This window comes from Clostridium neonatale (assembly GCF_900465025.1).
In the GTDB taxonomy this organism is placed as follows: Bacteria; Bacillota; Clostridia; order Clostridiales; family Clostridiaceae; genus Clostridium; species Clostridium neonatale.
Map to the genome: position 1 here is coordinate 2374134 of NZ_UICR01000001.1, position 11966 is coordinate 2386099.

General features: G+C 29.1%; 9 protein-coding genes. 8 read left to right on the plus strand and 1 reads right to left on the minus strand.

The window, feature by feature from the left end:
- Positions 1–61 precede the first annotated feature (61 nt).
- From CNEONATNEC86_RS10880 to CNEONATNEC86_RS10915, 8 genes are all read left to right on the plus strand, one after another.
- The gene (locus CNEONATNEC86_RS10880; protein WP_058295282.1) at positions 62–775 is read left to right on the plus strand and encodes a gamma-glutamyl-gamma-aminobutyrate hydrolase family protein; all 714 of its coding nucleotides are present in this window, start codon (positions 62–64) and stop codon (positions 773–775) included.
- 19 nt (positions 776–794) lie between these two features.
- Positions 795–1076: a hypothetical protein gene (locus tag CNEONATNEC86_RS10885; RefSeq protein ID WP_125149948.1), complete on the plus strand. Its 282-nt coding sequence runs from the start codon at positions 795–797 to the stop codon at positions 1074–1076.
- Between the two features lie 93 nt (positions 1077–1169).
- A complete protein-coding gene (locus CNEONATNEC86_RS10890; protein WP_125149949.1) occupies positions 1170–2114 on the plus strand; it encodes an L-lactate dehydrogenase in 945 nt (314 codons plus the stop codon).
- A 287-nt stretch (positions 2115–2401) separates the two neighbouring features.
- A complete protein-coding gene (locus tag CNEONATNEC86_RS10895; RefSeq protein ID WP_159116260.1) occupies positions 2402–3025 on the plus strand; it encodes a cytidylate kinase-like family protein in 624 nt (207 codons plus the stop codon).
- Between the two features lie 271 nt (positions 3026–3296).
- Positions 3297–6125 carry a DNA mismatch repair protein MutS gene (mutS, locus tag CNEONATNEC86_RS10900; RefSeq protein WP_159135991.1) on the plus strand — a complete coding sequence of 943 codons (2829 nt, stop codon included), beginning with the start codon at positions 3297–3299 and terminating at the stop codon, positions 6123–6125.
- 267 nt (positions 6126–6392) lie between these two features.
- Entirely contained in the window at positions 6393–7364 is a 972-nt protein-coding gene (locus tag CNEONATNEC86_RS10905; protein ID WP_159135992.1) for a Gfo/Idh/MocA family protein, read from the plus strand.
- 1085 nt (positions 7365–8449) lie between these two features.
- On the plus strand, positions 8450–9283 hold the full coding sequence (locus CNEONATNEC86_RS10910) for a methyl-accepting chemotaxis protein (protein WP_159116262.1): 834 nt from the start codon (positions 8450–8452) through the stop codon (positions 9281–9283).
- Positions 9284–9311: 28 nt separating this feature from the next.
- Complete coding sequence (locus CNEONATNEC86_RS10915) at positions 9312–10268, plus strand: flavodoxin family protein (RefSeq protein WP_159135993.1); 957 nt, start codon at positions 9312–9314, stop codon at positions 10266–10268.
- Positions 10269–10345: 77 nt separating this feature from the next.
- On the opposite strand, the gene CNEONATNEC86_RS10920 is transcribed toward CNEONATNEC86_RS10915, so the two are convergent.
- The gene (locus CNEONATNEC86_RS10920; protein ID WP_159135994.1) at positions 10346–11725 is read right to left on the minus strand and encodes a glycoside hydrolase family 1 protein; all 1380 of its coding nucleotides are present in this window, start codon (positions 11723–11725) and stop codon (positions 10346–10348) included.
- Between the last annotated feature and the right edge of the window lie 241 nt (positions 11726–11966).

Genomic DNA, 11966 nt, shown 5'->3' on the forward strand with positions numbered 1-11966 from the left:
TATAATGTATAAGATCAGAAATACTAAATGATAAATAAATTTGAGAAGAAAGGGATTAAAAATGAAGCCAGTTATAGGGATTACATCATATATTAGAAAAGATGTATTTAGAAATTACTCACAGGTTGGATATGAATATATAGATAAAATTGAAAAAGCAAATGGTATACCTATAATTCTGCCATTGCTTCAGAAATATAGTGAGGAAGAGCTTAATAGACTTATTGAAGATGTTGATGGAATTATATTTACTGGAGGATGTAATGTAAAATCAAATTGGTATGGAGAAAAGTCTTTGGAAAAAGAAGCAAAAGAAGATGATCTTAGAAATAAATTTGAAAGAGATTTGTTTTTAGTAGCAAAGAAAAAGAAAAAGCCTATTTTAGGTGTATGCAGAGGCTGCCAGCTTATTAATGTACTTCAAGGTGGAACTCTTGTACAGAGTATTGATAGTGAACTGAATACTGAAGTGTATCATAAAGGAACAGGTCATAGGATTGATGAAAAGCTTCATAAGGTTACGCTGTGTGAGAATTCCTTTCTTAAAGATATATATAATGAGAACGAAGTTCAGGTTAATTCTTTTCATGAGCAATGTATAAAAATAATAGGATCAAATTTAAGAGTTGCAGCAAAGTGCTGTGAAGATGGTGTCATTGAAGGAGTTGAATATGAAGGTGACTTCTATATGGCTGGAGTTCAATGGCATCCAGAAGGAATGGAAGATCAGCTAAGACTTTTTCAAGAGTTTGTGGAAATATGCTCACAGAATTAAAATATACAGAGTGAAACTTATGTTAGTATTACTGTTAATATTTTACGAAGGGTATAGATTAAATTTTTATAACCAAACTATTTTTATAGTTTGGTTTGTTTATTTATTAAGAGCAATTAGGTATTTAATAGAATTTTTGATACTAAAAACATTGTATCAATATGCATATAATGATGTAAAAGTTACATTCCATATTAACAGCGAAAGAGCTTTATCAAAAATAGATGTTAATCCAAAAAAAGATAAGCATAAAAGGTCAAAAGATAAAACTAAACATATGAATGTGCTAACAAAGCACTAACTCTATAGTGAATTTATCAATAAAATATATAAAATAATTGATTTTTATCACTTGTAAGACTATAATTTACAGTAGTGTAAGGAGATGATTATTTTGACAACAAATTTAAAAAGAGTGGGAATCATTGGAGTTGGACATGTTGGTGCACATTGTGCATTTAGTTTAGCTACTCAAGGAATTGTAGATGAATTAATTTTAGTTGATACTAACAAGCAAAAAGCAATCAGTGAAAGACAGGATTTAATTGATAGTGTTACATATCTGCCTCACAGAGTAAACATAAAAACAGGTGAATATGAGGATCTTAAAGACTGCCATATCGTAGTAATAAGTGTTGGAATTATAACTCAAACTCATGATCGTTTAGATGAATTACAAGGAAGCATAGACATGGTTGATAGCTTTATTAAAAGAGTTGTAGATGGCGGATTTAATGGGATCTTTATTAATATAACAAATCCATGTGATATTATTGCAAAAAGAGTTTATGAACTTTCAGGTTTTCCTAAAAACAGAGTGTTTGGAACAGGTACAGGCCTTGATAGTTCACGTTTAAGAGCAATCATAGCTCGTGAAACAGGTGTTGATCATAAATCAATAAGTGCATATATGCTTGGAGAACATGGAGAATCTCAAATGGCTGCATGGTCACAAGTTTCATTTGCTGGAAAGCCACTTTCAGAACTTGAAATTGAAGATCCAAAAACATTTGGAAATTTAGATAAAAAAACATTAGCTAAAGAAGCTGCTGCTGCAGGATGGGTAACATTTACTGGTAAAGGTGCAACAGAATTTGGAATTGCTTCAACTTTGGCTAGATTTGTTCAATGCATATTCCATGATGAAAAGCAAATAATGCCTTGTTCAACACTTCTTGAAGGACAATATGGTGAAGAAGGATTATTTGCAAGTACTCCATGTATTATAGGAAAAGATGGAGTTGAAAAAGTATTAGAGCTTAAATTAAATGATGGAGAATTAAAAGAATTTAAGCATTCTTGCAGTGTAATTAAAGAGAATATTAGTAAAATTAAGTAGAATTTAGATAAATAATAAAAAACTTATAAGCAAATGTATCGATTATTTTATTTGCTTATAAGTTTTTTATATTTTAAATTAATCATTTTTTTAGAATCTATTTTATTAAAAAATTATACAAATAATAATATATATGATTCTTTTATAATTTTATTACATATAATTTAAAGAATGGTTAATAATTAAAATTTAAGTAAATTATATTTTTACAATAATTGATAAATTTAATAAAAATATTTCGATAATTAAATATAATCATTTTTATTAAAATAGGGGGTAGCAGAGATATGAAAAATTTTGTGATTGCAATTACAAGAACATGTGGAAGTGGTGGAACAACAATTGGGAAAATGATTTCAAATGATTATGGTATCAATATGTATGATAGAGAGCTTTTACGTCTTGCTTCAGAAGATAGTGGAATTAACGAATTATTATTCTTAAACGTAGATGAACATGTGAAAAAGAGTTTGTTATATAAAGTATCTAAAAAAGTTTATCAAGGAGAACTAATACCTCCTGAAAGCAGTGATTTTACGTCTAATGATAATTTATTTAATTATCAGGCCAAGGTACTTCGTGAACTAGCTGAAAAAGAATCATATGTTGTCATAGGAAGATGTGCAGATTATATATTGAAAGATAAGCCAAATGTATTTAAAATATTTATTCATGCATGTGCTGAAGAATGTATTAAGCATGAAATGGAGCGCCTATGTATGAACGAAAAAGATGCAGCTAAGCATATTAAAAAAATGGATAAGTACAGAAGTGAGTATTATTATTATCATACAGGAGAAAAATGGGAAGATCCTAAAAATTATGATTTGAGTATTGATACCAGTGTGCTCGGATTTGAAAAAAGTGTACAATTAATTAGATCATATATAAATTTAAGAATGGAAAATTAATTTGTTGTTAGAAAGTCAGATATAGTTTAAAATTTATGATTTGAATTTTAAACTAATATCTGACTTTTATTTCTTCTTCTTTATTCATTTTTAACTCCTCATTACAAATGAGTTATATTAAATACTTTGATTACATAATAAAGCTATGTTAAAATAAGACTGAATTTTAAGTTTAAAAAATATAAAAATAGACAACACTCTAGCTATACAATACTAGAAATTAAATTATAGATATAAAAGTATAGCATTGCGATAAAGGAGGCTTTTTATTATGGCTTTAACGCCAATGATGGTAGAATACATGAAGACAAAGGAGCAGTATAGTGACTGTATCCTATTTTATAGATTAGGTGACTTTTATGAAATGTTCTTCGAAGATGCTATAACAGTATCAAAAGAACTTGAACTTGTTTTAACAGGGAAAAATTGTGGACTTGAAGAAAGAGCTCCAATGTGTGGCATACCACATCATGCTGCAGCTGCATATATACCAAGACTTGTTAATAAGGGATATAAGGTAGCTATCTGTGAACAGCTTGAAGACCCAAAGCAAGCTAAGGGAATTGTAAAACGTGGAGTAGTTAAAATCATAACTCCAGGAACATTTGTAGATAATAATTCTAATCTTGAAAATGATAATACATATTTAATGGCTATACATGAAGATGGTGAAATAATTGGAATTGCTACATCTGATATAAGTACAGGAGAATTTAAGACAACATCTTTTTCATATTCTATGGCAAGTCTTTTAGATGAAATAGCAAAACTTTCACCAAAAGAAATTTTATTAGATGAAAATACAAGTGAGGATATTATAAACGAAATAAAAGGTGTATGTTCTGCACTTATAACTAAAAAGAACTTTAATGAATTTTTAGTATCTAAGGAAGAACTCATCGCTCAATTTTCAGATCTTGAAGCCGGTGCTCTTGAAAACTTACGTGAAATTACAAGTAGAGTGCTTCTTAAATATATATATGAAACTCAAATGATGAGTTTAAGCAATATTAATTTACTTGAACAATATGAAATAGTAAATTACATGGTTATCGACAGTAATTCAAGAAGAAACTTAGAGCTTACTGAAAGCATAAGAGAAAAAACTAAAAAAGGATCTCTTTTATGGGTTTTAGATAAAAGTGCAACAACTATGGGAGGAAGAACAATAAGAAGATACATTGATGAACCTCTTATTGTAAAATCTCAAATAGAAAAAAGACTAAGCGGTGTAGAAGAACTATATAATTCAATAAGCTTCAATGAAGATTTAAGAAGAGCACTTAAAGAAATTTATGATATTGAAAGAATTGTTGGAAAAATATCAAACAAAAATGTTAATGCAAAAGATATGCTGAGCTTAAAAGCATCTCTTGAAAGAATACCAGAGCTTAAAGAACTTTTAAAATATGCAAAATCAGACCTATTAAATGAATATTACGAAAACTTAGATGAGCTTTCTGATGTAAGAACTCTTTTAGAAGATTCAATAAAAGAAGATCCATCACTTACAATAAAAGAAGGAAATATTATAAAGGATAAATATAATGAACTTGTAGATGAACTTCGTGATGTGAAGCTTCATGGAAAAGAAAAAATTGCAGCCCTTGAAAATGAAGAACGTGAATTTACAGGAATTAAATCATTAAAGGTTGGATATAACAAAGTATTTGGTTATTATATTGAAATAAGCAAAGCCAACTTTGATAGTATTCCAGAAGGAAGATATATAAGAAAGCAGACACTAGCAAATGCTGAAAGATATATAACTGAAGATCTTAAAAATTTAGAAAATAAGATTTTAGGGTCAGAAGAAAAGCTTGTTAATTTAGAATATGATTTATTCGTTGAAATAAGAGATAAAGTTGAAAAAGAAATAGGCAGATTAAAAAAGGCGGCAAGAATAATTTCTAACTTAGATGCGGTCTCAACTTTAGCTTTAGTTGCTCTTGAAAATGATTATGTTAAACCTAAGATAAACGAAGAAGGAACTATAGAAATAAAAGATGGACGTCATCCTGTTGTTGAAAAAGTAATAGGCAACGGTGAATTTGTCTCTAATAACACAACATGTAATCAAACAGATAAAGAACTATTACTTATTACAGGACCTAACATGGCAGGTAAATCTACTTATATGAGACAGGTTGCACTTATTACTCTTATGGCACAGATTGGATCTTTTGTACCAGCAGCAGAAGCAGATATTTCAATATGTGATAAGATATTCACAAGAATTGGAGCATCAGATGATTTAGCCGGTGGTAAATCTACTTTTATGGTTGAAATGTGGGAAGTTTCTAATATCCTTAAGAATGCTACATCTAAAAGCTTAGTTCTTCTTGATGAAGTAGGGCGTGGTACTTCAACTTATGATGGACTTTCAATTGCATGGTCTGTTATTGAATATATAACTAAAAATAAAGATTTAAGATGTAAGACTTTATTTGCAACACATTATCATGAACTTGTTAAGCTTGAAGGAATATTACCTGGTGTTAAGAATTATTCTGTTGCAGTTAAGAAAACAAAGGATAGTGTTGTATTCCTAAGAAAGATAATTGAAGGTGGTGCAGATGAATCTTATGGTATAGAAGTTGCAAAGCTTGCAGGTCTTCCAGATGAAGTTATAGATCGTGCTCGTGAAATTTTGTGTGATCTTGAAGGTGAAAATAAGTTTGATATTGAAAATGTATCAAGTTTTTCAGAAATAAAAGAAAATGAGGAATCATTTAAAGAAGCAGCTATAGATGTAAATGAAAGCAGAGTTATAGTCGAAGAAAAAATAAGCAGTGATGCAAGTGTTAATGTATATGAGAATAAATTAGATATAGATAAAAGTAATAATTTAAAAGAAATAGAAAAGCAAAAACAAATTATTGAAGAATTGCAAAATGAAATAAAACAGCTTAAAGAAGAAAAATATAGTAAAAAGCATAAAAAGAATACTAATGATTCTATGCAGATAGGATTTGATTCACTAGAAAAAGATTCATTTATAGAAGAAATAAGCAAAATTGATATTTTAGGCTTAAATCCTATGGAAGCTATGAATACACTTTATAAGCTAGTTAGCGATTCTAAAAAGTTAATAAACTAGAAGTATATATTTTAATTATGTTAGACCATATCAATACTATTATTAATTTTGATATGGTCTATTTTTAACAGGACTAAAATTTACAATACATTTATCTTATATTTTAGTAAAGCTTGTATTTGTTGGTTATATGGTTTTATTTGTATTAATAGTATATAATTAATAATGATTATGATAATTAAAAGAAATTACTTAAGTAAAGAAAAAAGTAAATAATAAGTTATAGTTATTTGTAAGTTCTTAAATATTAAGACTGGAGGATTTTTAATGGTAAGATGGGGAATAATAGGACTTGGAAACATTGCAAATCGCTTTGCAAAAAGCCTTGAATATGAGAAATACGGGAAACTTGTTGCTGTTGCTGGTAAAACAGAAAATAAGAGAATGTATTTTAAAGAAGCTTATAAAGATGTTAAAGTCTATGAATCTTATGATGAGCTTTTTAACGATCAAGATATAGATGCAGTTTATATAGCACTTCCACATAGATTTCATGCAAAGTGGTCTATTAGAGGACTAAATAAAGGAAAAGCAATATTATGTGAAAAGCCTAGCACTTTAAATTCATCAGAATTAGATGGAATTTTAAAGTGTGCAAAGAGGAATAAAACTTTTTACATGGAAGCTATGAAGACACCTTTTGTTCCTATGTTTGATTTAATAAAAGATGTACTCAAAAGTGGCGTTATTGGAGACATAAAATGTATATATGCCGGATTTTGTTCAAAGCCAAATGTGGATAAAAATTCATATTTATATAATAAAGAAGATGGAGGAGCGGTACTTGATGTAGCTTCATATCCTATTGCATTTGTACTTGGAATTTTAAATGATAAAAAGATTTTATCAATAAATAAGAAAATTAAGAAAAAGAAATTTGATGAAGTAAGTATAGATGTTCATTTTGAAGCTTCAATAAAATTTGAAGGAGATGTTACTGCAAATATAGAAGGTGGAATTGATGGCGAGAAAGAAAGAACTGCAATAATAGAAGGAACACTTGGAAAAATGTACATACCAATATTTAATAGGCCGGAAAGTTATAAAGTAATTTTAAATGATGGAAGAGAATATGAAGAAAAACTTTCATTAATAAATGATGACATGTATGGAGAAATACATGAAGTACATAAATGTTTAGCACTTGGAAAAATAGAAAGTGATATCTTTACTTGGAATAACTCAATAGAAATATTAAAAATCATAGATCATATACGTGATATAAATAAGTATTCTTAACATAAATAAAGGACGTACTACGTTTAGTGTGAATAACCGAAATAAAGCTCTTATGTTGTGGTCGCTTGCTACAAAAATGAAGCTAAGAATTCAAACATGCAGACTTGCACCCACAAATGTTTGCTCCAAGGCATATAATGCTTAGTGAGGTACGAACTTAGCAGTATAGCCCATCTTCATTTACCGATGAAGATGTTTCCTTTAATATGCCTTGGACAAACAATTGTGGAACAAGTCTACATGAAGAATTCTAAAGCTCAATTTTTGAATGCAAGACACCGCACACATAAGAGCTTTATTTCTTTGTTTCATCTAAATTCAGAGTATCGGTATTATTGTTGCTATACATAAATACATTTTTAAATTAACGAATAGTTATTTATAGATGTTAAAGATTTAAAAAGTTAATATCTTATCCTAAAAAAATGGCATATCATAAATAAATGAAATACCTACTCATATATATTCGTAGGCATAAGCGATTCACACCAAATCATAGATTTGGGTTCTCTGCTTAAGGAAACATCTTCATCAGTAGATGAAGATGGGTTATACTGCAATTTAGATATTTTATTATTTATTGGGAAATAGATGACTTTTCTAAGTAGTCCAATAAATTATATGCCATTGATTGAAAACTATATTTTTAGGCATTGAATAATCCTCAAAACATAAATTAGGTGTCTGTTATTTTAGAGAAAAACAAAGAAATTCAATATATGAATAGGCGTAGTATTGTATTGGAAATTTCAGCATTTAAATTCTTTGGCAGAGGCTGTTCCAAAATTGTTTGTCCAAACACTTGATTTTTGGAGCAAACATTTTTGGGTGCAGCCTTTGCCATTAGAATTTTTAGCTGAAATTCCCCTACAATCGAGCCTATCATATATTGAATTTCGGTTCTTATCCACTAAACTCCGATTCTACGTCCCTTATTTAAGATATGTTTTAAAGTTACTCCATTTTTAGTTAAGCTTATATAATATAAACGTTAATATGACAAAAATATAGTATTTTTTTAGAAAAAGATGATATAATTTACTTATGAAATATAATTTGTAATACATAATGAAAAGAGGGGTTTTATGGAAGTTAAAAAAATTGAAAATGAAGCTTTAAACGTAGTGTACAAGTTGATTCCGTACATCAATATCTTATTTAATAACGATATTTCAATAGGCCTTTTGGATAGAGAAAAATGTCTCTATTATAAACCCGGAAAAGATTTAGATTTGCATATATCTGAAGGGGATAATACTACATTGCCACAAGTACTTGAAGTCATAAAGACTGGTAAAGAAAAAGTTGAAATAGTTCCTGAACATATTTTTGGAGTGGCATTTAAGAGCTGCGTATTCCCTATAAGAGATAATAATGATTATATAGCTGGAGTAATAATTTTATCATTCAGTTTAGCTAAACATAATACAATGACTGGAATAGTAGAGAGTTTGGTTGAGTCTATTTCTCAGATATCTCAAGGAATAAATGAGGTAACAATTGGAGTACAAGATTTAGCAAGTATGAATGCAGATGTATTTAAACAAACAACAGAAGCCAATAGCAAGGCAAAGGATTCAAATCAAATTGTTGGAATTATTCAAGGAATATCATCTCAAACTAATCTTTTAGGATTAAATGCATCAATTGAAGCTGCAAGAGCAGGAGAGTATGGAAAGGGTTTCTCCGTTGTAGCTAAAGAAATAAGAAAATTATCAAATACATCTAAGGAATCTATAGACAAAATCGACACAATAATAAAAGATATTTCTGTATCAATAGAAAGTATAAATGAGAATCTAAGCAAAACTAATGAAGTATCACAAAATCAATCTGCAGCACTTCAGCAAATATCAGCATCCCTTGAACAATTAAATAGTACATCAAAGATTCTAGAAGATTTAGCAGAAAATCAATAAATTTTTCGAATATGAGGAGGAAAATGTTATGAGTTTTAAGGTATTAGGTATAACAGCCGGAAGAAAAGATTCTAATTCAGAAATTTTATTAAAAGAAGCGCTGTTGGCATGTAAGGATCAAGGTGCTGATGTAAAAATGATAAATCTTAGAGATTATAATATTCTAGATTGTACAGGCTGTACTGCGTGTACACAAGGAATGGTAGAAGGAAAGAAAGTTCCTTGTACATTAGAAAATAAAGATGATAAAAAAGCAATTATGGATGTAATGCTTAGCACTGATGCAATTATTGTTTCTGTTCCTACATATTATTTAATGCCAAGTGCTACATTTTTAAGATTTATGCATAGAAATTTATGCTATGAGACACCGTTTTTAGAAGCACTTGGCGAAATAGTTCATAAAGATAAGGTTGCAGGGCTTATTTCTGTAGGAGGTTCTACACGTGCATGGCAGTCAATGTCCCTGGAAGCACTTCAAGTAACTTGTTCTTTAAATGATTATAAGGTAATTGATATGTATATGGGAGCAAGAGTTCCTGCTCCTAAACAATGTCTATTACATGATGAAATGATTGAAAGAGCACATAAAGTTGGAGAAAATATAATGAAATCATTAAACACGCCTGTATCTGAAAGAAAATGGCTTGGAGATGAAGATATGGGGTGGTGTCCAAACTGTCATTCTAATGCTTTAATTTTAGGAGAGCCTCAATGGGATGGGGTAAGTTTTGAAGTAGAATGTCAAGTATGCGGAGCAGGAGGAACACTTGAAAAAACAAAAGAAGGAAAGTGGAAGTTTATTATTGCTGAAAATGGATTAATACGAGATCGTACAACACCGGAAGGTAGAAATCATCATGTTCAAGAAATTGCTACAACACAAGGTGGTTTTTATACAGATGAAAATTTAAAAGTTGTAAAAGAAAAAATTCAAAAATATAAAGATATTAACTTTCCTACAATTGAAATAAATAAAAAGTAGTATACCTAAAAAAATTTATTAATGAATAGGAAAAGTAGCAAGATTAATAAAAGAATAAATCCTGCTACTTTTTATAATTAAACTAAATCTTCACCATTAGATTCAAATACTTTTTTAATCCATTTAAATGATTTTTTAGGTACACGTTTTAAGTCTTTTAAATCTTTTTCAGTTCTATTTACATAGACAAATCCATAACGTTTAGCAATTTCACAGCTTGAACTTGGGATATCAATAGGTCCCCAAGTGATGTATCCCATACAGTCAACACCGTCTTCAAGCATTGCATTTTTCATTTCTTGAATATGATTTCTATGATATTCGATTCTATAGTCATCATTTATTTCATTATTTTCATCTAATTCTTCTCTTGCCCCCATACCATTTTCAAGAACAAATACAGGCATATGATGTCTTTGATACATTTCATTTAGTGTCCATCTAAATCCAATAGCATCTTTTTCCCATCCCCACTCAGTAGCATCTAAATAAGGATTTTTAATAACATGTTCATTAACTATTTCTCCATATGGTCTTTCATTATCAAAAAAGCCTTCAGTTAATGTATTTGATCTATAGTAAGAAAATGCTAAATAATCTACTGTATATTTTAATAATTCAGCATCACCTTCTTCAAATCTTGGCATCCAGCCTCTATTTTCTAAGTAAGATACCATGTAAGAAGGATACTCTCCGCTTACAAACACATCTGAATGAAATGCATTGATGTAATTATAAGCTTGTTTTGCAAATAAATTATTTTGAGGAGTGCATTTTTCTGGATAGAAATTTGAGACAGTAGTCATACCACACATTTTAGCATCTGGGACTAATTCTCTAAGAGCCTTAGTAGCTTTGCAATGTGCTATAAATACATTATGGTTTACTTGGTATAAGTGTTTAGCTTCAGATACTCCCTCTGGAATTTCTTCTGCATTAGATACTCTAAGCATAGTAGCATGTAAGTTTTGTTCATTAAATGTCATCCAATGCTTAACTCTGTCTCCGAATCTCTCCATACAAACTCTAGCATATCTTTCAAATAAATCAACAACTTTTCTTGACGCAAAGCCATTATATTCTTTTACTAATTTATAAGGCATGTCAAAGTGAACTAATGTAATCATTGGCTCAATACCAGCTGCTATTAATTTATCTATTAAATCGCTATAGAATTTAACACCTTCTTCATTTATCTCATCATCTCCATTTGGTATTATTCTTGACCAGCAAATTGAAAACCGATAAAAATTAAATCCCATTTTTTTCATTAAAGCTATATCTTCATCATAACGATGGTATGCATCAATTGCTACCTTCCAATCAGAGAATTTAGGATTAGTAGGCCTTACATCATAAATTGATAAACCTTTTCCTCCTTCATCCCATGCACCTTCAGTTTGGAATGATGAAACAGATCCACCCCAATAAAAATTACTATCTAAAGTCTTTTTCATAATATATATCCTCCTCTAATGGTATAAATACTTTTATTAGTTTCTATGGGTTCATTGTATTTTATAGAAAGTTTTATGTAAATACTATTAGATATTCCTATAATTATGTTTCATAAAAATATTATATTTTCACTATATTATGAAAAAAAGTTTCGTGATATAATTAAAGCCAAAATATGTTATAGGAAATAAAAACGCATTTATAGTAATTTAAATGCTATTTTCTATGAAGATATAGTTA